Genomic DNA, 26,913 nt, shown 5'->3' with positions numbered 1-26,913 from the left:
GTCGGCCCGCTCCTCGGACGGCTTCGTCCGCCCAGCGCCCGCGCCGGGTCGCCCGGTCACCCCTGCGGCTTACGGTGTCCTCATGGACCCGCGCACCACCCACGAGCCGTCGACGAGCCGCCGTCCCGTGGACCGGTCGGGTTCCGGCGAGGGATCGGCACCGGTGAGCGAGGACACCCCGGCGGCGGTCCGCACCGGCGGGACGACGGTCGACGAGTACCGCGACCACGTCCTCGGGCTGGTCTCGCCGCTGCCCGCGGAGCGGCTTCCCCTCGACGAGCTCGCGACCGCCGCCCCGGCACGGCGCGTGCTGGCAGAGGACGTCCGGGCCCTCCTGGACGTCCCGCGCTTCGACGCCTCGGCCATGGACGGGTACGCGCTGCGCGGCGCGGACCTCGCGGCCGCGACCCAGGACTCCCCCGTCACGCTGCGCGTCGTGGGCGACATCGCGGCGGCCCCCGCCGTTCCTCCCACCGAGCGCGGCGCCCCCGGTGGCCCGTCGTCCGGCCTCGGCGCCCCCGGCGAAGCCGTCCGCATCATGACCGGCGCCCCCGTGCCGAACGGGTGCGACGTCGTCGTGCCCGTGGAGCGGACCTCGACGCGACGCTTCGTGCCCGGCGCGCCCCTCGACGAGCGGATCGAGGTCTACGAGCCGTCCAGGCCCAACATCCGCCGCCGCGCCGAGGACGTCGCGGTCGGCGACCTCGTCGCCGCAGCGGGCGCCCCGACGACCCCGCGACTCGTCTCGGCCGCAGCCTCGGCAGGGCACGCGACCCTGCCGGTGCACCGCGTCCCGCGCGTCGCGGTCCTCTCGACGGGCAGCGAGCTCGTGCCGTTCGGCACCGCCCCCGGCCCGGGCCAGATCCCCGACTCCAACTCGCTCCTGCTCGCGGCGTGCGTGCGCGACGCGGGCGGCGTGCCGGTGCGCGTGGGCGCGGTCCCGGACACGGCCGGGGCGCTGCGCGCGGTGCTCGACGACGTCGCCCCCCACGTCGACCTGATCGTCACCTCGGGCGGGGTCAGCGCGGGCGCGTTCGACGTCGTCAAGGAGATCCTGTCCGGCCCGCACGGCGAGGATCACGGCGCTTCCGAGGTGCGGCTCGTCGCGGTCGGGATGCAGCCCGGCAAGCCGCAGGCAGCCGCCCGCTGGCGCGGCACCCCCCTGCTCGGCGTGCCCGGCAACCCGGTCAGCGCGTACGTGTCGTTCCGGGCGTTCGTGCGCCCGGCGGTCCGCCGGCTCGGGGGCCACCCGGAGCCTGTCGAGCCGCTCGTCGAGCGCGTCGCCGTCGAGGGCTGGCGCTCCCCGGCGGGGCGTCAGCAGTTCCTCCCGGTGCGCTTCGTCGGGGCCGACGGCGTCGCACCGGTCGGGCCCGGCGCGCACCACGTGTCGGCGCTCACGCGGGCCGACGCGATCGCGGTCGTGCCACCCGAGGTCGAGGCGGTTGGGACGGGCGAGGTCGTGCGTGTCATGGTGATCGCATGAGCGAGTTCACCCACCTCGACGAGCGCGGCCACGCCCGCATGGTCGACGTCACCCTCAAGCAGCCGACCGTCCGTTCCGCGACCGCGACGGGCGTCGTCCGGTGCGGCCCGCACATCGTCGCGGCCCTGCGGTCGGGCGAGGTCCCCAAGGGCGACGTGCTCGCGGTCGCGCGCATCGCGGGCATCCAGGGCGCCAAGAAGACGGCCGAGCTGCTGCCGCTCGCCCACATCATCGGGGTGCACGGCGCGAGCGTGGACCTCGACGTCCAGGACCACGGCGTCGAGATCAGCGCGACCGTGCGCACCGCGGACCGGACGGGCGTCGAGATGGAGGCGCTCACGGCCGTCGCGATCGCGGGGCTCGCGGTCGTCGACATGGTCAAGGGCCTCGACAAGTCGGTCGAGCTCACCGACGTCCGCCTGCAGTCCAAGACGGGCGGCAAGTCGGGCGAGTGGGTGCGCCCGGTGTGAGCGGGCCCCTGTTCGACGCGATCGTGCTCGCGGGCGGGCGCGCGCTGCGGCTCGGCACGTCCAAGCCGCAGCTCGTCGTCGCGGGCGCCCGTCTGCTCGACCACGTGCTGACCGCGACCCGCGACGCCCGGGCGACGGTCGTCGTCGGGCCGGACGAGCTGGCCTCCGAGGCGTACGTCCTCACGCGTGAGGACCCGCCGTTCGGTGGTCCGGTCGCGGGGACCGCGGCGGGCCTCGCCGCCCTGCCCGACGGCGCAGCCCCCTGGGTCCTGCTCCTCGCCTGCGACGTCCCGCGGGCCGCGGAGGCGGTGCCGCTGCTCGTGAGAGCGGCGGCCGCGGGCACGGCCGACGGGGCGGACGGCGTGCACCTCGCGCACGACGGGCGGGACCAGTGGCTCGTCGGGCTGTACCGGCGCGAGGCGCTGGACGACGCCGTGGCCCGGCTCGAGGGCGACCCCGCGCAGGGCGGCCTCGCGGGTGCTCCTGTGCGCCGACTCGTCTCGGGGATGCAACTCACCCGTGTCGAGGACGTGGACGGTCTGAGCGCCGACGTGGACACGTGGCAGGATGCGGAGACGTACACGCTGCGGCGCGCGCGGTTCGGCACTGGCGACCCGCACGGACCATCGGGAGGCACGGCATGAGCAACCTCGAACGCTGGGTGGACACCCTCGTCGACGAGTTCGACCTCGACCGCGAGGCGGTGGACATCGGGGCCATCCTGGACCTGGCGCGCGACGCCGCGCACCGGGTCGAGCGGCCCGCGGCCCCGCTGACCACCTTCATCGCGGGCTATGTCGCCGGGCTGTCCGCCGGGGAGGGCGCCGACCACCCGGGCCTGGACGCCATGGAGCGGGCCACCGAGCTCGCGCTCGCGTGGGAGGTCGAGCCGACGCTCGACGAGGTCGTCGTCGACGGTGCTGCGGACGCCGACAACCCTGTGGAGCCCGCAGCCCCCGAGAGGGCGTGACGTGCCGCGGGTCCGCTACTTCGCCGGTGCGGCCGAGGCCGCCGGGCTCGAGGCCGAGTCCCTCCCGGGGGCCTCGGTCGGGGAGCTCTTCACGGCCATGACCGCCCGCCACCCCGCGCTCGCCGACGTGCTGCCGCGCTGCTCGGTGCTCGTGGGTGGCATCCGGACCGCCGACCACGGCGTGGCGCTGGCGCCCGACCAGCAGGTCGACGTCCTGCCCCCTTTCGCGGGCGGCTGACTGTCCCCACCTTCCGCTGAGTGCGGAGTAGTTGTCGTCCGGAGAGCCGATCGACGACAACTACTCCGCACTCAGCAACACGTCTTCCCCTCAGTGGTCCCCGCCCGCAAGCTGCGAGAACACGTGCGGCAGCAGCGGTTCGAGCACCGACCAGCCGTCGCGCACACCGCCCGGCGAACCCGGCAGGTTGACCACGAACGCCCGCAGCCCACGGGCCCCCGGGGCGGTCCCCACGATCCCCCGTGACAGCACCGCGCTCGGCACGACGGTCGCGCCGCGCCGCCGGATCGCCTCGGCCACGCCCGGCAGCTCCTGGTCGACGACCTCGGCCGTCCCCTCGGGCGTGTGGTCGCGCGGGCCGATGCCCGTCCCGCCCGTGGTGATCACGAGCCGCGCCCCCTCGACCAGCGCGGAGGTGAGCGCGTCGCGGACCGAGCTGACGCCGTCGGGCACCAGACGCGACGTGACCCGCTCGAAGCCGCCCGTCTCCAGGAGCGAGACCAGGAGCGGCCCCGAACGGTCGACGTACTCGCCGCGCGAGCCGCGGTCGGAGACCGTGACGACCGTGACGGGCAGGTGGGCGAGGGGGAAGGTGGCGTGGGGCCCGTCGAACGTGGTCATGGGAGCACCGTAGACAATCAGGGCGCACCGGGCGACGTGGCCCTGCTCCCCGGGCAGAACCCTGCGGGACGTGGGCATACTGCGAGGCAGACGAACGAACACGCACGGTCCTGCTCGCCCCAGGAGGTCGCATGTCGCAGTCCACCGTCCCCGGCCCGGGCACCGACGCCCGTGCCGCGGACGCCCCACGCCCTGAGTCCCCGGGCGGCAGCGGCGAGGACGCCCTGCTGCGGCTCGGCAAGCACCTGCGCCGCGGCGAGGTCTCGCCGGACCTGCGCCAGCTGTTCCTCCAGGGGGGCCGCGAGGGTGACGTCTTCTACCGGGACCGGTGGTCGCACGACAAGGTCGTGCGCTCGACGCACGGCGTGAACTGCACCGGGTCGTGCTCGTGGAAGGTGTACGTCAAGGACGGCATCATCACGTGGGAGACGCAGCAGACGGACTACCCGTCGGTCGGCCCGGACTCGCCCGAGTACGAGCCGCGCGGCTGTCCGCGCGGCGCGGCGTTCAGCTGGTACACGTACTCCCCGACGCGGGTCCGCTACCCGTACGTGCGGGGAGTGCTGCTGCGGGCCTTCCGCGACGCGAAGGCGCGCACGGGCGATCCCGTGCTCGCGTGGGCCGAGGTCACGGGAAACCCGGAGACGGCGCGCGCGTACAAGCAGGCGCGCGGCAAGGGCGGCCTGGTGCGCGCGTCGTGGGAGGAGGCCGCGGAGATCGTCGCGGCGGCCCACGTCCACACGATCAAGACCTACGGCCCGGACCGCATCGCGGGCTTCTCCCCCATCCCGGCGATGTCGATGGTCTCGCACGGCGTGGGCGCCCGGTTCATCTCGATGCTGGGCGGCGCGATGCTGTCGTTCTACGACTGGTACGCGGACCTGCCGGTCGCGTCCCCGCAGGTGTTCGGTGACCAGACCGACGTCCCCGAGTCGGCCGACTGGTGGAACTCGTCGTACTGCATCATGTGGGGCTCGAACATCCCGGTGACCCGGACCCCGGACGCGCACTTCATGGCCGAGGCGCGCTACCGCGGCCAGAAGGTGATCGTGGTCTCGCCCGACTACGCCGACAACACCAAGTTCGCCGACGAGTGGCTCGCGGTGCACCCCGGCACGGACGGCGCGCTGGCGCTCGCGATGGGGCACGTGATCCTGCGGGAGTTTCACGTGGAACGTCGCACGGCGCCGTTCGTGGACTACCTGAGGACGTACACGGACTCGCCGTTCCTGGTCACGCTCACGCCGAGCCCGGCGTCGGCTTCCTCGGGGCCCGACGGCGGAGCCCACCCCGCGGGACACATCACCTACGTCCCGGACAAGTTCCTCACCGCGGCCGACCTGGGCGACGACGTGCTGCCAGGAGCCGCGAGCGCCGCCAACGCGGCCTTCAAGCCCGTCCTGCTCGACGCCGACGGGGGCGTCGTCATCCCCAACGGCACGCTCGGGCACCGGTTCGGCGAGGCCGACGAAGGGAAGTGGAACCTCGACCTGGAGGGCGTGGTGCCGCTGCTGTCCGTCGCGGACGGCGTGGCGGGCGCTCCGGGGATCCCGGGGGCCGCGCACGAGACGCACGGCGCGTCCCACCACACCGCTGTCCGCGTCGACCTGCCGCGCTTCGACCTGTCCCCCGACCCCGACCAGGGCGAGACCGGGAGGCACACTGGCGGCGCGGGCTCGGTCACGCGCGGCGTGCCGGTCCGGCGCGTGGGCGGGCACCTGGTGACCACGGTGTTCGACCTGCTGCTCGCCCGCTACGGAGTGAACCGCGAGGACCTGGACCTGCCGGGTGAGTGGCCAGCGGGCTACGACGACGCGGACTCGCCCGGCACCCCGGCGTGGCAGGAGCAGTTCACGGGGGTCCCGGCCGCGGCGGCCGCACGGATCGGTCGCGAGTTCGCGGACAACGCCGAGAGGTCGGGCGGGCGCTCGATGATCATCATGGGCGCGGGGGCGAACCACTGGTTCCACGCCGACACGATCTACCGGGCCATGCTCGCGCTGACGACCATGACGGGTTGCCAGGGCGTCAACGGCGGCGGCTGGGCGCACTACGTCGGGCAGGAGAAGTGCCGGCCCGTCACCGGATGGGCGCAGTACGCGGGCGGCCTGGACTGGTCGCGGCCCCCGCGCCAGATGATCGGCACGGCGTTCTGGTACGTCGCCACGGACCAGTGGCGCTACGACGGGCTGCCCGCGGACGCGCTCGCGACACCGCTGGGCTCGGGCCTGTTCGCGGGCCGGACCACGGCCGACTGCCTGGTCGAGTCGGCACAGCGCGGCTGGATGCCGAGCTACCCCACGTTCGACCGCAACCCGCTCGACCTCGTGGACCAGGCCGAGGCGGCCGGGGTCGCCCCTGCGGACTACGTGGTCTCCGAGCTGCGCAGCGGCGCGCTCCGGTTCGCGGTCGAGGCCCCCGACGCCCCCGAGAACTTCCCGCGCTGCGTCACGGTGTGGCGGGCCAACATCCTGGGGTCGTCGGGCAAGGGCAACGAGTACTTCCTCAAGCACCTGCTCGGGACGGACTCCGCGGTGCTCGCGGACGAGTCGGCGCCGGGGCGGCGCCCGCAGTCGATCGAGTGGGCCGAGGAGGGTGCGCGCGGCAAGCTCGACCTGCTCACGACGCTCGACTTCCGCATGACGAGCACCACGCTGTTCTCCGACGTCGTGCTGCCCGCGGCCACCTGGTACGAGAAGCACGACCTGTCCACGACGGACATGCACCCGTTCGTGCACTCGTTCAACCCGGCCATCAGCCCGCCGTGGCAGACCCGCACGGACTTCGACATCTTCCACACGATCGCGCGGAAGATCAGCGAGTACTCGGTCGAGCACCTGGGCGTGCGCAAGGACCTCGTGGCCGCTCCCCTGCTGCACGACACCCCGGACGCCATGTCCGTGCCGCACGGCACGATCGTCGACTCGGGCGCGGGGTCCGCGTCCCGTCCCCTGGTCCCGGGCGTGACCATGCCCAAGCTGGTCGTGGTCGAGCGCGACTACCCGGCGTTCGCGGACCGCATGGCCTCGCTCGGACCGCTCACCGAGAAGCTCGGCATGGTCACCAAGGGCGTGCAGTTCTCGCCGGGCGAGGAGGTGCGGGTCCTGGGGCAGAAGAACGGGCTCGTCCCCTCGGGCCCCGCGGCCGGGCGCCCGCGGCTCGACAAGGACACGCACGCGTGCGAGATGATCCTCGCGCTGTCGGGCACGACGAACGGCCGCCTCGCGGTCCAGGGCTTCGAGCACGTCGAGAAGCGCACGGGCGTCGAGCTCGCCGACCTGGCGCGCGACGAGCAGGGCAAGCGCGTCACGTTCCCGGACGTCCAGTCCCGCCCGACGACGGTCATCACCTCTCCCGAGTGGTCCGGCTCGGAGCACGGGGGCCGCCGGTACACCGCGTTCGCGATCAACGTCGAACGCCTCAAGCCGTGGCACACCCTCACGGGGCGCCAGCATTTCTTCCTCGACCACGACTGGATGACCGAGCTCGGGGAGCAGCTGCCCGTGTTCCGGCCGCCGCTCGACATGCATCGCCTGTTCCCCGACTCCCCGCCCCTGGGCGACCGCTCCCCGAGCGGCTACCCGGGCTCGGAGGGCCAGGCCGAGGTCGCGGTGCGGTACCTGACCCCGCACTCCAAGTGGTCCATCCACTCGGAGTACCAGGACAACCTGTTCATGCTCTCGCTCTCGCGCGGCGGGCCGAACATCTGGATGTCGCCGCGCGACGCCGACAAGATCGGGGTGCGCGACAACGAGTGGATCGAGGCGTACAACCGCAATGGCGTGGTCGTGGCCCGGGCCGTGGTCTCGCACCGCATGCCCGAGGGCACGGTCTACATGCACCACGCCACCGACCGCACGATCGACGTCCCGCTCGCCGAGACGTCCGGGCTGCGCGGCGGCATCCACAACTCGTTGACGCGGGTGCTGCTCAAACCGAGCCACCTCGTCGGGGGCTACGCGCAGCTCGCGTTCGCGTTCAACTACCTGGGGCCCACCGGCAACCAGCGCGACGAGGTCACGACGATCCGCCGCCGCTCGCAGGAGGTGACGTACTGATGCGTGTGATGGCTCAGATGTCGATGGTCATGAACCTCGACAAGTGCATCGGGTGCCACACGTGCTCGGTGACGTGCAAGCAGGCGTGGACGAACCGCACGGGCGTCGAGTACGTGTGGTTCAACAACGTCGAGACGCGGCCCGGCCTCGGCTACCCCCGGACCTACCAGGACCAGGAGAAGTGGCAGGGCGGCTGGGTCCGGACCAGGCGCGGGAAGCTCAAGCTCCGCGCGGGCGGGCGGGCCAAGAAGCTCGCGACGATCTTCTCCAACCCCAAGCTCCCCTCGATCCACGAGTACTACGAGCCGTGGACGTACGAGTACGACATGCTGCTCTCGGCCCCGCAGGGCCCGCACACCCCCGTCGCCAAGCCGAAGTCCCTGCTCACGGGCGAGGACATGAAGATCGAGTGGTCGGCCAACTGGGACGACGACCTGGGCGGGTCCAAGGAGACCATGCAGGACGACCCCATCCTGCAGCACATGAGCGAGCACGTGGCCTCGGAGTTCGAGCAGACGTTCATGTTCTACCTGCCACGCATCTGCGAGCACTGCCTCAACCCCGCGTGCGTCGCCTCGTGCCCGTCGGGGGCCATGTACAAGCGGGCCGAGGACGGGATCGTCCTGGTGGACCAGGACCAGTGCCGCGGGTGGCGCATGTGCGTCACGGGCTGCCCGTACAAGAAGGTCTACTTCAACCACAAGACCGGCAAGGCCGAGAAGTGCACGCTGTGCTACCCGCGCCTCGAGGTCGGCCTGCCCACGGTCTGCTCCGAGACGTGCGTGGGGCGCCTGCGCTACCTGGGCCTGGTCCTGTACGACGCCGACCGCGTGACCGAGGCCGCGTCGGTCGAGGACGAGCACGACCTCCTGGAGTCGCAGCGCTCGGTCTTCCTCGACCCGCACGACCCGGCGGTCGTCGAGGCCGCGCGCGCCGAGGGCATCCCCGAGGACTGGATCGCGGCCGCGCAGGCCTCCCCGATCTGGGCCCTCATCCAGAAGTACCGCGTGGCGCTGCCGCTGCACCCCGAGTACCGGACCATGCCCATGGTCTGGTACATCCCGCCGCTGTCGCCCGTGGTCGACGTGGTCGGCTCGTCGGGCAACGACGGCGAGGACCCGCGCACCCTGTTCGCGGCGATCTCCAAGCTCCGCATCCCGCTCGAGTACCTCGCGGGCCTGTTCACGGCGGGCGACACCGTGCCCGTGGAGCGCACGCTGCGCCGTCTGGCCGCGATGCGCACCTACATGCGCGACATCAACCTGGGCGAGGAGCCCAACGAGGCCATCGCCCGCGCGGTCGGCATGACGGGCACCGAGGTCCAGGAGATGTACCGCCTGCTCGCGATCGCCAAGTACGAGGACCGCTACGTCATCCCGACCGCCCACCAGGAGATCGCGCGCGAGCTCGAGGAGATCAGCTGCTCGCTCGACTTCGACGGCGGCCCCGGGATGGGCGGCATGGGCGGCGCCGGGCCGTTCGGCTCGTCGAGCGGGACGCCGACCCCGGTCGCGGTCGAGAACTTCCACGTGCTCCAGGCCCGTCAGACGGCCGACTCCCCCAACGGGCCGTCGACACCCGGGCGCGTCAACCTGCTCAACTGGGACGGCAACGGCCGGCCCCCGGGCCTGTTCCCGCCGGGGTCTCCCGGTGGCTCGGACGGCCCCGGGCCGGACACGTCCGGCGACGACGCGGCGGCCCGCTGATGGGCCTGTTCACGAAGTCCCCGGCGACGACCCTCCTGCCCCGCCCGACGGCGCGCACGCCCCTCCTGGAGCCCCTCGCCCCCGTACGGACCACGCCCGCGCAGCGACGCACCACGCACATGGCCGCCTCGCTCCTGCTCGACTACCCCGACGCCGGGACGCTCACCGCCGCGCGCGAGGTGCGCGGCGTCGTCGGGCAGCTTCCGGGCGCCGTGCAGGCGCGGCTCGGCGCGTTCCTCGACGACCTGGAGACCGGCGAGCCCGCCGCGCTCGAGGCGCGCTACGTCGCGACGTTCGACCTCAAGCGCAAGTGCTCGATGTACCTGTCGTACTACGCCGCCGGGGATACCCGGAAGCGCGGCATGGCCCTCGTGCGGTTCGTGCAGGCCTACCGGGCCGCCGGGTGGGAGGTCGACGGCGAGGAGCTGCCCGACTACCTGCCCATGGCCCTCGAGTTCTCCGCGCGGGCCAGGACCCGCGACGAGGAACGCATCGCCGCGGGGCTGCTCGGCTCGCACCGCCAGGGCATCGAGGTGCTGCGCTCGGCCCTCGCCGCGATGGCCAGCCCGTACGCGCTCGTGGTCGAGGCCGTGTGCCTGACCCTGCCCCCGCTCGACGCCGAGACCGAGCGGCGGTACCTCGAGCTCGTGACGTCGGGCCCGCCGACCGAGATGGTCGGGCTGTCGGCCATGGGGCCGCTCGAACCGTTCGCCCCCGCAGGGGCGCCGCCCGAGGAGGTACGACGATGACCGGAGCGAGCACGGGAGACGTCCTGCTGTGGGTCGTCTTCCCCTACGTGACCTTCGCGGTGTTCGTCGTCGGGTCCGTGTGGCGGTACCGCTACGACAAGTTCGGGTGGACCACACGCTCGAGCGAGCTCTACGAGAAGAAGCTCCTGCGGCTCGGCTCGCCGCTGTTCCACTTCGGGCTGCTGTTCGTGATCCTCGGGCACGTCCTGGGGCTCGTGATCCCCGAGACCTGGACCGAGGCCGTCGGGATCGACGAGGGCGCGTACCACTTCGTGGCCACCTACATGGGGTCGCTCGCGGCTCTCGCTCTCGTCGCCGGGCTGCTCATCCTCGTCTACCGGCGGCGGACCACCGGGCCCGTGTTCCTCGCGACCACGCGCATGGACAAGGTCATGTACGTGTTCCTCGCCGCGTCGATCCTGCTCGGCGCGTGGGCGACCGTCCAGACCCAGCTCCTCGCCGAGAACCACGGGTACAACTACCGCGAGACCATCTCCCCCTGGTTCCGGTCCCTCTGGTACTTCCAGCCCCAGCCCGCGCTCATGGAAGGCGTACCCGCGGCGTTCCAGCTCCACATCGTCGCCGCGAACCTGCTGTTCATCCTGTGGCCCTTCACGCGGCTCGTGCACGCGTTCTCGGCGCCCGTGCCGTACATCTTCCGGCCCTACATCGTGTACCGCTCGCGCGACGCATCCGTGGCGTCCCGCGAGCCGCGGCCGGGGTGGGACCCGGGAGCAGGGCCAAAGGTGTAGTCAAACCCGCCGCATCTGGCCCGGTGTGCTGCAGCCGGAAGCACATCCGATGTTGTGAGCGAATCGGGCCGCCATACCGCCCGGAGGGGCAGAAACCCCTCCCCTTAGGGCATCCTGCGATAACTTCAGCACAATTCCCGACCGGACGGTCGGTGATGCCAGGGCGTCTCTCGAACCGCCAGTAGACAACCCCCTCTGCAGGTCGCTATTCTCATTCACGTCCAGTAAGTAAGGGTCGCTGCGCAATGTCGTGCGCGACCCCGACAGAAGGGTGCATCGATGCATCGCAAGTCAGCAGGGGGGCGATCGGCCTGCTCTTGGCCGCTGCTCTGATCTTCGTTCCGGCAAGCAGCGCAAGCGCGATCAAGATCGACGACACGGGCGACTGCCCCGGCGGTCGCTATCAGGTGACGACCGGCACCTCCAAGTCCTGGGTAAGCGTGAACTCTGGCGGAACCTACAGGACTGGTTCCACGTCGAACGGGAGCGTTGCAACCGCGAAGGCTCGTAGCGCCATTTCCGGGGCTGTCTACTGGAGCGTGTCGAACACGCAGAACGTCGTTCCGGGCTGGTCCTATACCTGCAGCGTGTAGCAAATCACCGGTGGGGATGGCTTTCCTCGACGAACCGCGGCGCCATCCCCACCGTTCTTCGCTGCGATCCGAAGCGCGAGTTTCGATCACCCAAAAATTACAACACTCTCCAGCCCAGTCACGCTGCGGTTTGGTCTGCATCATTCACGACGGAGACTTCCGATGAGCACTCTACGTCCCGCCGCACCACTCGGCGGCTCGATCCTGCTATCCGCACTACTCCTCGCATGCGCGGCCTGCACTTCCGCTCCGACACGGGAAGCTCCGGAGGCCCGCTATACTCCGCCCGCATGGATGGCCGAGCAGCTACAAACCACAGAGGCCTTCACCGCCTTTCAAGAAGCCTGCGCCCGCGAGAAGGGGTACACGGTGACGACCGAGATCGACGGAGGAATCTCGCTCGATCTGTCCGGCGCACCACTTGAACAGCAGAAAGCCTTCGATACAGTCATGAATGCGTGCTACAACAAGGCCATCGGGCAGCTGGGAGAGCAGGAGGTCCCCGCAGCGAGCGATTTCTACGACCGCGTCGTCGACACGCACGCCTGCCTTCTCGCCGAAGGGTATACCCTAGCCGACCCACCGAGTCGTGAGACGTGGATCGATACCTTCAACGGGGCCGACACTGTCAACGTCTGGTCGCCGTACGCCGCACTCCTCGAGGCCGAGCCGGAGATCTCCAAGGACGAGTGGTACCGGCTCAAGTCGATCTGCGTCGAAGACGGCGTCGTCTACACGACCGACTTTGCTGAAGACGTGACCAGCGAGTGACCATCTCCGGATCGGACCACAGAGTCCCGGGGTCGGGAATCCCCTGCTTCTCGATCCTGACTGCGCCCCGGTAATACGTTCACGGTCAGCAGGTACGCAGAGAACGGCAAAGAACCGGTGTCGGGCGTTTTCGCCTCGACCAGGAAGGGCCGCAACCCCGCATCGCGGCCACTGGACGCGATGCGTTGCAGCCGGGCCGGCTCAAGCGCACCCGGCACGACCGCCGCTCGAATCGCACGACTATGAACGGAAGATGATGACACGCAGGTGGGGGGCCCGAGCGGCCTGGGTTCTGGTGGTGCTGCTCGCAGCGGCCGGTGGATTGTGGGCGGGGCGGGCGACGTTCGCCCCGCCCGCCGCTCCGGTGGCTGAGTCGACGGTGCCGCTCTACACGGTCCGCGAGGAGACGGTCGGGAACTCGATGTCCTTCCCGGTCGCGGCCCGATGGGACAAGACGCCGCTCGGAACCGGGGCCGCCACGGGGACAGTGACGTCCCTCGAGGTCGTCGAGGGCGACACGGTCGCGGCGGGCGACATCCTGTACACCGTGGACCTGCGGCCAGTCGTCATCGCGTCCGGCGCGGTTCCCTCATTCCGTGACCTCTCCGAGGGCAGCGAGGGGGCGGACGTCCGCCAGCTCCAGGAGTTCCTGCGCGACGCGGGCTATCTCAAGGTCCGCACCCCGGACGGGAAGTTCTCCGAGGCCACGACTGCGGCGGTCAAGAAGTGGCAGAAGACCGCCAAGGTCACCGAGGACGGGGTCGTCCGCGCGGGGGACGTCGTCTTCGTCGGCACGCTGCCAGCGAGGGTCGTCCTCGACCCCGAGGTCTTCCTCGGTGCTCAGCTGACTCCCGGTACGGCCGTGGTGTCCTCGCTCGGTCTGACGCCGACGTTCGTCATGGAGCTGTCCGCCGACCAGGCGGGGCTCGTCCCCACGTCCGGCCCGGTCTCGGTGACCGGGGCCGACGCGACCTGGGACGGCATCATCGCCTCCGCCACCACCACCGACAACGGCCTCCTCCTCCTCACGCTCACGGCCCCCGACGGCGGCTCGCTGTGCGGCGTGGCGTGCAGCAGCGTCCCCGTCGCCGAGAAGGACGCGCTGTTCACCGGGAACATCATCACCGTCGAGGATGCGACAGGCCCTGCCGTCCCGGCAGCAGCGATCGGCACGCGAGCCGGTGGGGAGGCGTTCGTCGTCACCGAGGACGGCGAGCAGGTCCCCGTCACGATCCTGTCTCAGGGCAACGGTCGGGCCGTCGTCGACGGCATCGCGGTGGGCGACGTCGTGCGGCTGTTCGGCGAGAAGGACCCAGGGGCCAGCGGGGGTACGACCGGAGGCAAGGGTGACGGGTCGGACGCCGGTACGGCTGAGACCGGAGGCGGCACAGGCGGGACCACGCCGTGACCCTCGCGACGAGCGACCTGACGTTCGCCTACCGCAAGGGTGCTCCCCCGGTCATCGAGGGGCTGACCACGGCCTTCGCGCCCGGCGCGCTGACCACGGTCACGGGCCCCTCCGGGTCGGGCAAGTCGACGCTGCTCTACATCCTGGCGCTCATGCTGCGCACGACCTCGGGCGAGGTCCTGTGGGACGGCCGGCCCGTCGCGTCGCTGCCCGACGCCGAGCGCTCGCGCCTGCGGGCCGCGGACGTCGGCTTCGTCTTCCAGGACGCGATGCTCGACCCGGCCCGCACCATCACCGACAACGTCTGCGAGGGCGCCCTGTTCGCGGGCATGCCCGCCCGCGTCGCGCGCACCCGCGCCGCCGACCTGCTCGACCGGTTCGGCGTGGGGCACCGGGCGACGCACCGTCCCGGTGAGATCTCAGGTGGTCAGGCCCAGCGCGTGGCCCTGTGCCGCGCGCTGCTGACCTCGCCGCGCGTGGTGTTCGGCGACGAGCCAACGGGCAACCTCGACCACGCCTCCGCCCGCATCGTGTGGGACGCGCTGCGCGACCACGCTCGAAGCGGCGCGACCGTCGTCATCGCGACGCACGACGAGCAGCTCGCCGCCGAGGCCGACCACCGGCTGGTCCTGGCATGAGCGCGCCCGAGCAGCAGCTCTCGCCCCCCGCACCCGACCCGCGCACCGCCGCACCCGAGCTCCCCGCTGATGGCCCGCCGTCGGGCAGGAGAGAGACCTGGCCCGGGTCGCCGCGTCCCGCGCGACTCCTCGCCGACGGCGTGAAGTCCGCGTTCGCCCAGCCCGTCGCGACAGCGACCGCAGCGCTCGTCATCGCGATCGTGTGCCTCGTGGTGTTTGCCACCACCGGGCAGTCCGCCGCCGCAGAGCGCGCGGTGATGGACCGGATCGACGGGGTCGGCACACGGCTCGTCACGGCGTTCGACCAGTCGGGCAACGCACACATGCACGCGCGCGGCGTCGAGGACGTCGCGCGCCTGGACTCCGTGAGCTGGGCGTTCGCGCTGGGATCGGTGACCGATGTCCGTAACGCCGACACGGGCGGGCTGTCCGCCGGGGTTGCCCTGCGTCCCCTGTACGGCGGCCTGCCCCCCGCGCTCCAGATCGTCACTGGCCGAACCCCGCGCGAGGGCGAGGCAGTCATGGGGGTCGACGCGGCGCGCACGCTCGGGATGGTCGACGGCGTCGGAACCGTGACCGACGGCCCACGCTCGTGGCCCGTGGTCGGGGTCTACGAGGCCACGGGTCCGCTCGCGTCGCTCAGCACCAGCATCCTCGTCTCCAGCCCGACGACGCCGCTCGCCCCGAGCGGCCCCGGTACGTCCGGGGACACGCCCCCGCCCGTCGAGGCACGCTACGTGTACGCCATGGCGACCGACGTCACCACGGTCGACGAACTCGCCGCAGCCATCCCGGCCGTCATGCCCGCAGCCGAGTCCCGGCAGATCACGGTCGAGACCCCCGACGGCGCGCTCGCGCTGCGCGAGGTCGTCGCCGGGGAGCTCGGGGCGTCGTCCAGACAGCTCATGGCCGTCGTCCTGGGGGTCGGACTCGCGCTCATCACCATCACCATGCTCGGGGCCGTTGCGGGCAGGCGCCGGGACTTCGGGCGGCGTCGCGCACTCGGTGCCACGCGCACCGCGATCATCACCCTCGTCCTGGTCCAGACCGGGGTCGCTGCCCTGGCCGGGATCGCGCTCGGCGTCGGGGGCGGGCTCGCCGTCGTGCACCAGCTGACGGGCACCCTGCCCGACCCCACGTTCACGACCGGCGTCGCGACCCTCGCGGTCCTCATCGCCCTCGCAGGGGCAGTACCGCCCGCCCTGGCCGCCGCGCACCGAGATCCGGTCCGGATCCTGCGCGTCCCCTGACAACCCACGATCTGGATGAGGGCGGAGATGTGGCCGCCATCTCGCGAGAGATGGCGGCCACATCTCCGCCCACAACGCTCCGGCGAGACCTCAGGACGGGCGGCGGCGCGGCTTCAGGCGCACGTCCGGCAGCACCGGAGCGGGCAGCGGCCCGCCGTCGTAGCCGGCGACCTCACCGAACCTTCGGCCCGACGCCCCTGCGGCGTAGCGCGTGCCGCCGTCCCCGGGCACGGAGACCTGCGCCGCGGCCGTCTCGTCCCCCAGGACATCCGGGCTGACCTCGACCTGCGCCATCCAGTCCGCACGCGCGGCCGCGACGTCGTCGTGCGAGCGGCCCACGAAGTTCCACCACATGACGATCTCCTCGGCGAACGGCTCGCCGCCGATCAGCACGGCCCGCACGGCTCGCTCCCCCGCCGAGACGGTCAGCACCGAACGCCCTGGCTCGACGTAGCCGAGCGATGCGACCGGCACGGGCACGCCCTCGAACGACGCGTCGCCCGCATCGACGAGCAGCGCGTGCTCGAAGCCCGGGTCCACCGCGAGCTCGACCGACGCCCCCGCGGGCAGGTCCACCTGCGCCCCGACCAGGGGCGTGAAGACCGTCGCGGCCGACCGCAGCTCGGCGCCGCCCAAGCTCAGCGCCCCCACGAGCACCTGGACCCGCTCGCCCCCAGGCCCGCTCCACGCGGGCAGGTCGCCGTGGTGCTCGAAGAAGGGCTCGTCACCGAGCCGGTCCGCCGGCAGCGCGACCCAGAGCTGCACGCCGTGCAGCAGGGGCGGGCGCACGCCCGCGGGCGACTCCTCCGAGTGCGAGATGCCGCGTCCGGCCGTCATGAGGTTGAGCTCGCCCGGCCGCACGGTCTGCAACGAGCCGACCGAGTCGCGGTGCAGGATCTCGCCCGCGAACAGCCAGCTCACGGTCTGGAGGCCGGTGTGCGGGTGCGGCGGGACCTGCATGCCGTCGGACGTCGAGACGTCGTCGGGCCCGTAGTGGTCCAGGAAGCACCACGCGCCCACGAGCGAGCGCACGCGCTGCGGCAGCGTGCGGCGCACGTCCATGGCGCGGGTACCGCCGAGCGGGACCTGGCGGTGGTCGAGGATCTCGACGGGCGATCCTGCGCCCGGGACGTCCTGCGCGCCCGACGACGGAGCATGGCTCCCCGCGGCGCACACCTCTTCGCGGGGCCGGGTCTCGAGGTTGCTCATGGGACGAGCCTAGGCTCACCTCCGGCGTGGGGCCCGCCGCTGCGGACCGAGCCGACGAGCCGGACGGCGGGGAACCGTTGGCGACCGACCGCCGAGACACAGCGAGGCCCCCGGCGGGGGCCGGGAGCCTCGCTGACTGACCGTGTGCCCTGAGGCGGCCGGACCTGGAGGGTCCGGCCGGGCTCCGCGTCGACGTCGCGGCTCGACGCCCTCCCCACGACGAGCGGGTGCTCGTCCTGTTCTCCTGGAAGGCGCCTCTCACGATCGGCCTTCCGGTTCCGGTCGAGACCTGCGTCGTCACCCGCAGCCCGGGGCGTTGGCACCCGCGGGACGTCCCACCGTTCTCCGGTCAGCCTGGGGCTCTCGGGGGTTGTGGTTCCAGCGTCCTTGCCGGTCCGTCCTCCCGTACGGGAGGGCGTCGTTGGGGCTGCTGCCGCCGTACCCGTCGAAGCCGATAGTGACGTTTCTAGTCCTGCACGGGCCACCCCGGCAAGAGGTCGACGGACCCTTTTTCGACGATCGCGTTCACCACAGGTTCGTCCACAACGAGATCACCGTCCTCACGTGGTTGCCCACAGGCTTGTGCACAGAATCTGTGGATAACTCTCGGGTCGGGTCACACCCAGAAGCGCGCCGTGCTCTCCGCTGCGATGCGCTCCTCGACCTCCGTCGCCGACACCGCGAACCCGTCGTCGTCGACCAGGACGCCCTGGACCCTGCCCTGCAGCACCGCCGCGAGCCGGGCGAGCGACGCCCGCATACGGGCCCGTGCGATGAGGTGCAGTCCCGACGGCTCCTCGACCTCCGTCTCGTACGGATCGGTGGGAACCCACACCAGCCGGTACGCGAACGGTCCGTACTCGCGCCAGTCGAGCGCCCCCAGGGACGCGGGCACCCTGCCCACCTTCTGCACCACGAGCTGCACCGCGCCGTCGTACGGCGTCTCGCCCGCCAGCGCGAAGTCGACCAGGCGGTCCGCCCGCTCCTCGACCTCCGTCACCCGCGCCCCGGGGACGAAGGTCCGCAGCACCCCCAGCGCGGACTCCGGTGTGAGCGCGTGCGCGCTGTACACCGTCAGGTCCACACCGCGCGCCGGGTCCGGCGTCAGCACCTGCGCCCCGTCGACCGCCACGCTCCCCCCGACCTTCCTCGCCGCGGCGACGGCCCACCGCACGGCGCGGAGCTCGATGTCCTCGGGCAGCCCCGCGGCGAAGACCCGGCCGAGCCCGTCACGGTCCTCCAGGGAGAACGGCGCCCGGCCCCGCGACGAGTGCGCGACCCGCACGGCCCACACCTCCGCGGTCGAGGACCCCACCCCCAGGCCCTGGACCCCGGGAGCCAGAGCCACGAACGGCCCCACGACCTCGACGCCCTCGGTGAGCCGGAGCACCCCGGGGCGACGGATGTCGTCGGGCACCACGCCGCGGAAGCGTGCGCCCGCCATGGGTCGCTCCGCCGGGCCGCTCGTCGGCTCGCTCACCCAACCCGCCTCCGGGAACCAGGCCCGCGCGAGCACCTCGATCCCCGGACGCGCGACACCGCGCGAACGCGGCAGCGCGAGCAGGTGGTCACTGCGGTACAGGTCGGGGACCCACCCCGTCGGAGGAAGCGTCATGACGTGACGCTAGGCGCGCCGACGACCGCCCAGAATGCCGGGAGGTTACGGGCGTGGGTCGGGTGCGGGCGCCGGGCTCGGGTCAGGCGGTCGGGGCGCCGACGTCGTGCAGGTGGTGGACGACGTCGTGCAGGAAGTACTGGCCCAGCGTGCGCACCGTGAAGACCGAGCCGTTCGACCGGCGGCCGGGCCGCTCCCAGTCGTCGGGCCCGACGGCGTCGAACCGCCCCGCGACCCGATCACCCGCGATCGCGATCTCCCGGGCGAGGAGCTGCGGGTCCTGGTGCTCGTAGTCGCCCGCGAGCGCCGCCGCGTCCTGGTCCCAGTTCGCGAACAACGGGTCGTCCCCCTCGACCATCGACGCGAGACGCACGTCGAAGATGGCGAACACGTCGCGGACGTGCGCCGCGTACTCGAGCGGGGACCACGTGTGCTCGTCGGGGCGCACCGCGGCGTCCGGGCGGGCGAGGACGTCCTGCCAGCGCGGGATCGTCGCCCGGACCGCGGGCCCCACCTGGTCCGGGTCGACCGTCCCCGACTCGAACCCGCACTCGGGGCACGGATGGTCGAGGACCCAGGTCCAGTCCTTGGTGTCAGGGGTGATGCCGGAGGGGTCGGCCGGGGCGGGCTGCGAAGGCGTCGTCATGCCCGGATGCTAGGGCCCCGTCGCGCGGCGCGGAACCCCCGGTCCATCCCGTGGCCTCACTCCTGCGGGGCGGGCGGCGGGATCTCGTCGAGCAGGAGGACGTCGAGCGGCTCGAGCATCCACTCCTCGAACGGCACGCTCCGGAACAGGTCGAACAGGGCGTCCTCGCCCGCGGTGAAGGCTTCCGACGACTCCCAGGTCGTCGTGAGGACCAGGCGCTCCTCGTCGCCCTCGGACCACACCGCTGCCTGCACGAGCCCGGTGATCGACCGCGTGACGAGGGCAGCCTGCTGGAGGTAGGCGAGCGTCACGTCGCGGAACTCGGGGCGCGGACGGTGCACGACGACCTGCGTGAACATCGGTCCTCCCCGGTCTCGGCTTCAACGCTACGAGCCGCTGGCGACCCCTGGGAAGAGTACGACAGGGTGATGTCCTGGACGTCATGCCGCCCGGGCCCCGTCGCCCATCTGGTCGAGGGACCGTCCCTTGGTCTCCGGGAGGAACCGCAGCACGAAGAACACCGCGAACGCCGAGACGGCGGCGAAGGTCCCGTAGGTGGCGGGCAGCCCCCACGCCTCGCTGACCACGGGGAACGACCGCGTCACGGCGTAGTTCACGAGCCACTGCACGGCCGTCGCGACCGCGAGCGCCGTCGCCCGGATCGCGGGCGGGAACATCTCCCCGAGCAGCACCCAGCCGAGGGGCCCCCACGTGAGCCCGAACGAGACGACCATGAGGTTGACCGCGACGAGCGCCGTCATGGCCCAGGCCAGGGGGAAGACCAGCTCTCCCGAGGCCGACGTCGTCGCCTGACCGAACGCGAAGGCCGTGACCGCGAGGGACACCGCCATGCCCACGGAGCCGGCCGCGAGCATGGGACGGCGCCCGAACCGGTCGGCGAGAAGGATCGCCACGACCGTGACGGCGATGTTGACCCCGGCCGTCACGAGCGACATGGTCAACGCCTCGGACTCGGTGAAGCCGACCGACTCCCACAGCGACGTCGAGTAGACGAACACGGCGTTGATGCCGCTGAGCTGGATGAGGGCCGCGACACCGAGCCCGATCCACACGATCGGCCGGAGCCCCAGGGCGTGCCCGCGCAGGTCCCGGAGCGAGCTCGTGGCGTGCGCGCCGATCGAGGTGCGGAGGCGGCCCACCTCGTCGTCGACCTCCCGGTCGCCGAGGCCGGTGAACCCCTGCAGGACCCGCTGGGCCTCGGTCTCGCGCCCCTGAGCCACCAGGTAGCGAGGGGACTCGGGCAGGCGCAGGGCGGCGAGCCCGTAGAGCGCGGCGGGGACGAGCTCGGCCAGGAACATCCAGCGCCACGCGGGGAACCCCGCCCAGAGGTCGTTCGCCGCGCCCCCGGCCGCGCGCGACATCGCGAGGCCCACGGCCAGGGCCACGAAGATCCCGATGGTGATGAAGAGCTGCTGCAGACCGCCCAGGCGACCACGCGAACGCGGCGGCGCGATCTCCGCGATGTACGCGGGCGCCATGACCGAGGCCGCGCCGATCCCGATGCCCGCGAGGAACCGCACGGGCAGCAGGACCTCGACGGACGGGGTGAAGGCCGCGGCCACCGCGCAGAGGCCGAACAGCAGCGCCGAGAGCAGCATGACGCGCACTCGCCCGAGACGCTCGGACACCGCCCCGGCGAACCAGGCACCCACCGCGCACCCGAGGAGCGAGAGCGAGGCAACGATGCCGCGCAGGCTCGCGCCCAGCGCGAAGTGCTCGCTGAGGGCGCCGACCGCGGAGTTCACGACCGACGTGTCGAACCCGAACAGCAGACCACCGAGGGCCGCGGCGAGGCACGCGAGGACGACCTTGCGGGGCACGCGGGGTCGCGGCTGCGCGTCGCTGGTCATGGTCGGAACCGTTCGGTGGTCATGGTCCGAACACTGTCATGGGTCGCGGCCCGGGCGCAGTCCTCGGCGGGTGATCCTCGCCCCGGTCACACGTGGCGGGTGCCCGCAGGTGTGTCAGAACCAGCGAGCACCCGAGGCCACGCTCGTTCTGACAACCCTCGGGGCCCGCCCGGGTGTCAGAACCAGCGAGCACCCGAGACCACGCTCGTTCTGACAACTCCTCACAGCACCTGGCCCGCGAGCGCCGCCGACTCCTCGTCCGAGAAGAGCCGCGACCGGATGATGAACCGCACGCCCTCGGGAGCCTCGACGCTGAACCCCGAACCGCGCCCCGGCACCACGTCGACCGTCAGGTGCGTGTGGCTCCAGTACTCGAACTGGTTGCGGCTCATCCAGAACGGCACGGTGAAGGTCACCCGCGCAGGTTCGACCACGTGCCCGGCACCCTCCGCGACCTCCTCGTCCCCCCGCAGGGCGGACCCGAGCCCCAGCGGTCCCGCAGGTCCGGTCAGCGCGACGTCCGCGAGCTCGGGCTCCAACAGCTCCGAGAACGAGTCGGCGACCACGAGGTCACCGAGGTGGACGTCCGCGTCCGACGTGAGGAACTCCCCCTGCGGGTAGCACATGGGCGACGACCCGTCGCAGCACCCGCCGGACTGGTGGAACATGAGGTCGCCGTACTGGACGCGCAGGCGCGCGAGCAGGTCGGCCGCGCCTTCCGTGAGAGCCACCCGCTCGGGCAGCACCGCTCCGGGCGGCACTGCACCGCCCGCCGGCTCGGTGCCGGGCGCGGCGACCACCGCCCCCGGTGCGGCGACCTGCGGTGCGGGCGTGACGTCGTCGGACATGATCGTTCTCCCCTCGTGACGGACGGGACCGGCGGCCGACAGACGAACGACCGCCAGCCGACCGACGGAAGCCGTGGGCGGGACCCAGGAGCAGGGCCCCGCCCACGGCAGCGGTCGAGACCTAGAAGAAGCCGAGCTTCGAGGCCGAGTAGCTGACCAGGAGGTTCTTGGTCTGCTGGTAGTGGTCGAGCATCATCTTGTGGTTCTCGCGGCCCACGCCCGAGCCCTTGTACCCGCCGAACGCCGCCGCCGCCGGGTACGCGTGGTAGCAGTTCGTCCACACGCGGCCCGCCTGGATCTCACGGCCCGCCCGGTAGGCGATATTGGCCTCGCGCGACCACACGCCCGCGCCCAGCCCGTACAGGGTGTCGTTCGCGACCGTGATCGCGTCGTCGAAGTCCGCGAAGTCCGTGACCGCGACGACGGGCCCGAAGATCTCCTCCTGGAAGATGCGCATCGAGTTCTTGCCCTCGAAGATCGTCGGCGTCACGTAGTAGCCGCCCGCGAGGTCACCGCTCATCTCCGCTCGGGTGCCGCCCGTGAGGACCTTGGCCCCCTCGGCCTTGCCGATGTCGATGTAGCTGAGGATCTTCTCGAGCTGGTCGTTCGACGCCTGCGCGCCGATCATGGTCTCGGTGTCGAGGGGGTTGCCCTGCTTGACGGCCTTGGTCCGCTCGATCGCGTCGCCCAGGAACTGGTCGTAGATCGAGGACTGGATGAGCGCGCGCGACGGGCACGTGCACACCTCGCCCTGGTTGAGGGCGAACATCGTGAACCCCTCGAGGGCCTTGTCGTAGAAGTCGTCCTTCTCGCGCGCGACGTCCTCGAAGAACAGGTTGGGCGACTTGCCGCCCAGCTCGAGCGTGACCGGGATGATGTTCTGGCTCGCGTACTGCATGATGAGCCGGCCCGTCGTGGTCTCGCCCGTGAACGCGATCTTGCGGATGCGCGGGCTCGACGCGAGCGGCTTGCCCGCCTCGACCCCGAACCCGTTGACCACGTTGAGGACGCCCGGGGGCAGCAGGTCCCCGATGATGTCGATCAGGAACAGGATCGACGCGGGCGTCTGCTCGGCGGGCTTGAGGACCACGCAGTTGCCCGCCGCGAGCGCGGGGGCCAGCTTCCACACCGCCATGAGGATGGGGAAGTTCCACGGGATGATCTGCCCGACCACGCCCAGCGGCTCGTGGAAGTGGTAGGCGATGGTGTCCTCGTCGATCTCGGAGATCGACCCCTCCTGGGCCCGGATCGCGCCCGCGAAGTAGCGGAAGTGGTCGATCGCGAGCGGGATGTCCGCGGCGAGCGTCTCGCGCACGGGCTTGCCGTTCTCCCACGTCTCGGCGACCGCGATCTTCTCGAGGTTCGCCTCCATGCGGTCGGCGATCTTGTTGAGGATCACGGCGCGCTCGGTCGCCGTGGTCTTCCCCCAGGTGCGGGCGGCGCCGTGCGCGGCGTCCAGGGCGCGGTCGATGTCCTCGGCCGTGCCGCGCGCGACCTCGGTGAAGGTGCGGCCCGTGACGGGGCTCGGGTTCTCGAAGTAGCGGCCGCTCGCCGGGGCGACGTACTCGCCGCCGATCCAGTGGTCGTAGCGGGTCCTGTACTCGGCGATCGCTCCGGGGGTGCCCGGGGCAGCGTAGACGGTCATGTGCGTCTGCCTCCTTGCAGTGCTCTGTGCCGTGCGTGGCCCGCCGCCTGCCGTCTGCCCGCCGTCCGGCGCGGTCCACATCCCGGGGCGCACCGTTGCGCCCGGGTGCTCCGGACGTTACGCAGCGCAGGGTTGCAGAAGGGTTGCAGTCACGTTGTCAGAACGAGCGAGGTCCCCGGGGCACGCTGGTTCTGACAGGTGCGCCCGGAGCCCTCAGCGCAGCGAGCGGTCGAGGAGCGCGAGGCGCGCGCGGGCCCGGGCTGCGGCAGGGGTCCCGGGGGCGGCGAGCGCCGCGAGCCGGCGCCACGCCGCGTGGTCGTCGGCGCCCTCGTCGCTCGCGAGCCAGCGCCCCAGCACCCCGACGTCGCCCGACGCGAGGACCGCCCCGCGCACCTCGGCCGACAGCTCGTCGCGCAGCCGCTCGACGCCCGGCGCGACCGACCGCGGCAGGACCGGCCCCGGGTACGCGGTGAGCGCGGCGTGCACGTCGCCGGCGGCGAGAAGGTCTCGCACGGTGTCGAGGTCGGTGCGCAGGGGCGCCCCGAGCCGATAGGGCCGCGAGCCCCCCAGCAGCGGCCCGACCGCGCGCCGCAGCCGCGACACCTCCGCGCGGACCGTCACGTCGGACAGCTCGCCGGGATGCAGCAGCACGGCCAGCTCGTCCGCGCCGAGCCCCCGGGGGGACGCGGCGAGCAGCAGCAGGATCTCGCTGTGGCGAAGGCTCAGCCGGCCCGACGGCGCAGCGTGCGTGCCGCCGTCGGGCACGGTCGCGTAGGTGCCCGGGCCGGGCCACCCGGCCGCTGCTCCCGGCGCGGCGCGGAGCACGCCGGAGGACACCCCGAGGACGTCGAGGCGCGGCGCAAAGGCGCCGACCGGCGAGCCGGTGGCGCTCTGCTCGAACCGCTCGGACCGTTCGGCGAGCTCGCGCTCGACCGCGGCGACCGAGGCGCGCACGAGGGACAGCACGAGGCCCGACGCCGCGACCTGGCCGCCCGTGACGTCGAGGACCCCGAGGATGCGCCCTGTGCGCAGGTCGCGGACCGGGGCCGCCGCGCAGTTGAACGACTGGACGGGGCGCGTGAAGTGCTCTGCCCCCAGGACCTGGACCGGGCGCCCCGTCGCGAGGGCAGTGCCGGGGGCGTTGGTCCCGACGCGCTCCTCGCGCCACACCGCGCCCTCGACGAAGCCGATGCGCCCGACGTCGTCGCGCACGCTCGCGCTGCCCTCGACCCACAGGAGGCGGCCGGCGTCGTCGGTCATCGCGACGACCGCGCTCTCCCCCGCGAGCCCGGCGACCAGGAGGTCCCGCACGATCGGCATGGCACGCGCGAGCGGGTGGTGCGCCCGGTAGGAGCCGAGGTCGGCGTCGGACATCGACACGTCGGGGTGGGGGACGTCGGGGTCGACACCGCTGCGGGCGCTGCGGCGCCACGAGGCGGCGACGAGCGGGCGGACGCCGGGCGGGAGGGCTCCCGTGCTGAGGAAGGTCTGGTGCGCGGCACTCACGGCGAACGCGCCGGGCGCGGTGCCGACCGGTGCGGTGTGACGCGCGCTCGGCGAGGCGTCGTGGGTCTCGGGACGGTCGGTCATGATCGCCTCCTTCGACGCCCTCGTCGAGTCCTGCCGGTCCTGGGGCCAGTGTAGGTGGCACGACGCGCGGCGTCCTGGGACCGCTCCCGCGTCCAGGGTGCGCGCGCAGCGCGTGCGCCCGGTGTGCGCCCGGCGGGCCGGGCGAGCGCCCCGGACCCGCAGAACGACGCGAATTAGCAATCTGACAAAGAGTGCCTATGATGTCATCATGCCGAAGATCATCGGCGGTTCGCTCCACGAGCACCGCGCACAGACCCGTCAGAAGCTCTTCGCGGCGCTCTCGAACCTCATGATGGACCGCGGCTTCGACGCGATCTCCCTCGCGGACATCGCCGCTGCGGCGGGCGTGGGACGCACCGCGGTGTACAACCACTTCCCCGACAAGGAGTCGCTGCTCCTGGGCTTCATCACGCACGAGACCGAGCAGTACGTCGGGACCCTGGAGCGCGCACTGGAGGGCGTCGACGACCCGGTCGAGCAGCTCCGCACGTACATCCGCCAGCAGGCCCAGCTCAAGCGCGTCTTCCACCTGGCCCCCGGACCGGACCTGCGCACCGTGCTCTCGCGCGGCACCCAGCAGCGCCTGCGCGAGCACGCCGTGATCGTCGAGGACACGCTGCGCCGCATCCTGACCGCGGGCATCGCGTGCGGCGAGTTCCCCGAGCAGGACCTCGGCACCACGGTCCAGCTCGTCAACGCGTGCCTCTCCGGGCGCCTCATCCCCGAGGACCCCGCCCAGCGCGAGCGCGCGATCGAGGCGACCGAGGCGTTCGTCCTGCGGGCCGTGGGCGCGCAGGAGCTCGTCGCCGGCTGAGGTTTGACACCCTGCGCGACAGGCTGGGAGCCTGCGGCGTGACCTCGACCGCCCCGGCCCGCGCCTTCCTCGCCCCGACCCTCACGTTCGTCCTGGCGACGTTCGTGGCGTCGGGCGCGCTGCTCCTCCTCCAGCCGGCCTCGGGGATCGACCCGTCGGTGCTCGCGCTCGTCCAGCTCGGCCCCGCGGTCGGGGCCGGGGCCACGGTCGCGATCTTCCGCAGCCGCCTCGCGCCCCTCCTGCCCGACGCCGTCCCGCGCCGTCAGGTCGTCGCTCACCTGGTCCTGGCGTTCGCCGCGTGCCTGCTCTACTGGGGCGTGCTCGTGGCCGTGCTCCTGGTGCAGGGTGAGCCCCTCGACGGCGCGCACGGCGTCGCGGGCGTGCCGTTCGTCGTGCTGACGCTCACGTACCTCGTGGGTGCGGCCGGCGAGGAGATCGGGTGGCGCGGCATGCTCCAGCCGCTGCTCGAGAACCGGTTCTCGCTCCTGGTCGCGAGCATCGTGACGGGCCTCGTGTGGGGCGTGTGGCACGTGCAGATCTTCACGGCCGGGCCCGTCGTGATCGTGGGCTTCCTGCTCGCGACCGTCGCACTGTCGGTGCTCATGGGCCACTTCGGCCGCGGGACCGTGCGGCAGCGGGTCGCGCTCGCGACCCTCGTGCACTGGCTGGTGAACCTCGCGCTGCTCGTGACGCTCGGCGACCGCCACTCGACTCCCGCCGGCACGGTCGCGAACGCGATCGCCGCGCTCGTGACCACAGCCGTGTTCATGGCGATGTTCGCTGCGGCCCAGCGCAAGCGCGGCAGGAGCGCGCTCGTGGCACGCCGGACGCAGGACGTCGCGGCCTAGGTCGCACGCCCGGCGCGAGCGGGCCGTGGTGTCCCGGCCCGACGACGGAGCGTGCCTCCCGCCGTCGGCTCACCGCTCCGAGCGAGCCAGCGCCCTCGTCGCCGTCCCGACCGCTTTCGG

The 26,913-nt window shown here is 72.5% G+C and carries 24 protein-coding genes; 15 read left to right on the top strand and 9 right to left on the bottom strand.

Annotated elements, in window-relative coordinates:
* Positions 1-82 precede the first annotated feature (82 nt).
* The 5 genes from JOD49_RS13325 to JOD49_RS13305 are packed head-to-tail and all read left to right on the top strand — an operon-like array spanning position 83 to position 3,161.
* A complete protein-coding gene (locus JOD49_RS13325) occupies positions 83-1,483 on the top strand; it encodes a molybdopterin molybdotransferase MoeA (protein ID WP_205307602.1) in 1,401 nt (466 codons plus the stop codon).
* Positions 1,480-1,953 (top strand): cyclic pyranopterin monophosphate synthase MoaC, encoded by a 474-nt coding sequence (gene moaC, locus JOD49_RS13320; RefSeq protein ID WP_205307601.1) that lies wholly within the window; start codon positions 1,480-1,482, stop codon positions 1,951-1,953. Before JOD49_RS13325 ends, moaC begins: the two co-directional genes overlap by 4 nt.
* Positions 1,950-2,597 carry a molybdenum cofactor guanylyltransferase gene (gene mobA, locus JOD49_RS13315; protein WP_307822534.1) on the top strand — a complete coding sequence of 216 codons (648 nt, stop codon included), beginning with the start codon at positions 1,950-1,952 and terminating at the stop codon, positions 2,595-2,597. Before moaC ends, mobA begins: the two co-directional genes overlap by 4 nt.
* A complete protein-coding gene (locus JOD49_RS13310) occupies positions 2,594-2,923 on the top strand; it encodes a DUF6457 domain-containing protein (RefSeq protein ID WP_204809998.1) in 330 nt (109 codons plus the stop codon). Before mobA ends, JOD49_RS13310 begins: the two co-directional genes overlap by 4 nt.
* Position 2,924: 1 nt before the next feature.
* Positions 2,925-3,161 (top strand): MoaD/ThiS family protein, encoded by a 237-nt coding sequence (locus tag JOD49_RS13305; protein ID WP_204809999.1) that lies wholly within the window; start codon positions 2,925-2,927, stop codon positions 3,159-3,161.
* A gap of 90 nt (positions 3,162-3,251) precedes the next feature.
* On the opposite strand, the gene JOD49_RS13300 is transcribed toward JOD49_RS13305, so the two are convergent.
* Positions 3,252-3,782, bottom strand: coding sequence for a MogA/MoaB family molybdenum cofactor biosynthesis protein (locus JOD49_RS13300; protein WP_191790248.1), 531 nt, complete (start codon positions 3,780-3,782; stop codon positions 3,252-3,254).
* A 131-nt stretch (positions 3,783-3,913) separates the two neighbouring features.
* Between JOD49_RS13300 and JOD49_RS13295 the strand changes: the two genes are divergently transcribed.
* The 8 genes from JOD49_RS13295 to JOD49_RS13260 all read left to right on the top strand — a co-directional run bounded on the left by JOD49_RS13295 (position 3,914) and on the right by JOD49_RS13260 (position 15,707).
* Positions 3,914-7,840, top strand: coding sequence for a nitrate reductase subunit alpha (locus tag JOD49_RS13295; protein ID WP_205307600.1), 3,927 nt, complete (start codon positions 3,914-3,916; stop codon positions 7,838-7,840).
* Positions 7,840-9,546, top strand: coding sequence for a nitrate reductase subunit beta (narH, locus tag JOD49_RS13290; protein WP_205307599.1), 1,707 nt, complete (start codon positions 7,840-7,842; stop codon positions 9,544-9,546). Before JOD49_RS13295 ends, narH begins: the two co-directional genes overlap by 1 nt.
* On the top strand, positions 9,546-10,295 hold the full coding sequence (narJ, locus tag JOD49_RS13285; RefSeq protein WP_205307598.1) for a nitrate reductase molybdenum cofactor assembly chaperone: 750 nt from the start codon (positions 9,546-9,548) through the stop codon (positions 10,293-10,295). Before narH ends, narJ begins: the two co-directional genes overlap by 1 nt.
* Positions 10,292-11,047, top strand: coding sequence for a respiratory nitrate reductase subunit gamma (gene narI, locus JOD49_RS13280; protein WP_205307597.1), 756 nt, complete (start codon positions 10,292-10,294; stop codon positions 11,045-11,047). Before narJ ends, narI begins: the two co-directional genes overlap by 4 nt.
* Before the next feature lie 887 nt (positions 11,048-11,934).
* The gene (locus JOD49_RS13275; RefSeq protein WP_205307596.1) at positions 11,935-12,411 is read left to right on the top strand and encodes a hypothetical protein; all 477 of its coding nucleotides are present in this window, start codon (positions 11,935-11,937) and stop codon (positions 12,409-12,411) included.
* 253 nt (positions 12,412-12,664) lie between these two features.
* Positions 12,665-13,819: a peptidoglycan-binding protein gene (locus JOD49_RS13270; protein WP_205307595.1), complete on the top strand. Its 1,155-nt coding sequence runs from the start codon at positions 12,665-12,667 to the stop codon at positions 13,817-13,819.
* Complete coding sequence (locus JOD49_RS13265; protein ID WP_205307594.1) at positions 13,816-14,457, top strand: ABC transporter ATP-binding protein; 642 nt, start codon at positions 13,816-13,818, stop codon at positions 14,455-14,457. The genes JOD49_RS13270 and JOD49_RS13265 overlap by 4 nt, the downstream gene beginning before the upstream one ends.
* A complete protein-coding gene (locus JOD49_RS13260) occupies positions 14,454-15,707 on the top strand; it encodes an FtsX-like permease family protein (protein ID WP_239525214.1) in 1,254 nt (417 codons plus the stop codon). Before JOD49_RS13265 ends, JOD49_RS13260 begins: the two co-directional genes overlap by 4 nt.
* 90 nt (positions 15,708-15,797) lie before the next feature.
* Here the strand turns inward: JOD49_RS13260 and JOD49_RS13255 are convergent, their stop codons facing one another.
* The 8 genes from JOD49_RS13255 to JOD49_RS13220 form a co-directional block, all read right to left on the bottom strand.
* Positions 15,798-16,916: a pirin family protein gene (locus JOD49_RS13255; RefSeq protein ID WP_205307593.1), complete on the bottom strand. Its 1,119-nt coding sequence runs from the start codon at positions 16,914-16,916 to the stop codon at positions 15,798-15,800.
* Positions 16,917-17,532: 616 nt separating this feature from the next.
* The gene (locus JOD49_RS13250; RefSeq protein WP_205307592.1) at positions 17,533-18,531 is read right to left on the bottom strand and encodes a hypothetical protein; all 999 of its coding nucleotides are present in this window, start codon (positions 18,529-18,531) and stop codon (positions 17,533-17,535) included.
* A gap of 82 nt (positions 18,532-18,613) precedes the next feature.
* Complete coding sequence (locus tag JOD49_RS13245) at positions 18,614-19,177, bottom strand: DinB family protein (protein WP_205307591.1); 564 nt, start codon at positions 19,175-19,177, stop codon at positions 18,614-18,616.
* A gap of 56 nt (positions 19,178-19,233) precedes the next feature.
* On the bottom strand, positions 19,234-19,536 hold the full coding sequence (locus tag JOD49_RS13240; protein ID WP_191790237.1) for an antibiotic biosynthesis monooxygenase: 303 nt from the start codon (positions 19,534-19,536) through the stop codon (positions 19,234-19,236).
* An 81-nt stretch (positions 19,537-19,617) separates the two neighbouring features.
* Positions 19,618-21,048, bottom strand: coding sequence for a sugar porter family MFS transporter (locus tag JOD49_RS13235; protein WP_205307590.1), 1,431 nt, complete (start codon positions 21,046-21,048; stop codon positions 19,618-19,620).
* A 221-nt stretch (positions 21,049-21,269) separates the two neighbouring features.
* Positions 21,270-21,896: a DUF779 domain-containing protein gene (locus JOD49_RS13230; protein ID WP_205307589.1), complete on the bottom strand. Its 627-nt coding sequence runs from the start codon at positions 21,894-21,896 to the stop codon at positions 21,270-21,272.
* A gap of 121 nt (positions 21,897-22,017) precedes the next feature.
* Positions 22,018-23,541: an aldehyde dehydrogenase gene (adh, locus tag JOD49_RS13225; RefSeq protein ID WP_205307588.1), complete on the bottom strand. Its 1,524-nt coding sequence runs from the start codon at positions 23,539-23,541 to the stop codon at positions 22,018-22,020.
* A gap of 213 nt (positions 23,542-23,754) precedes the next feature.
* Positions 23,755-25,131: a sigma-54-dependent transcriptional regulator family protein gene (locus JOD49_RS13220; RefSeq protein ID WP_205307587.1), complete on the bottom strand. Its 1,377-nt coding sequence runs from the start codon at positions 25,129-25,131 to the stop codon at positions 23,755-23,757.
* Between the two features lie 208 nt (positions 25,132-25,339).
* Between JOD49_RS13220 and JOD49_RS13215 the strand changes: the two genes are divergently transcribed.
* On the top strand, positions 25,340-25,945 hold the full coding sequence (locus tag JOD49_RS13215) for a TetR/AcrR family transcriptional regulator (protein WP_205307586.1): 606 nt from the start codon (positions 25,340-25,342) through the stop codon (positions 25,943-25,945).
* 38 nt (positions 25,946-25,983) lie between these two features.
* The gene (locus tag JOD49_RS20795; RefSeq protein ID WP_205307585.1) at positions 25,984-26,793 is read left to right on the top strand and encodes a CPBP family intramembrane glutamic endopeptidase; all 810 of its coding nucleotides are present in this window, start codon (positions 25,984-25,986) and stop codon (positions 26,791-26,793) included.
* Positions 26,794-26,913: the final 120 nt, after the last annotated feature.

It is taken from the genome of Oerskovia jenensis (assembly GCF_016907235.1).
In the GTDB taxonomy this organism is placed as follows: Bacteria; Actinomycetota; Actinomycetes; order Actinomycetales; family Cellulomonadaceae; genus Oerskovia; species Oerskovia jenensis.
Note: the sequence above shows the minus strand (reverse complement) of the source record. Positions and strands in the feature narration are given on the sequence as shown.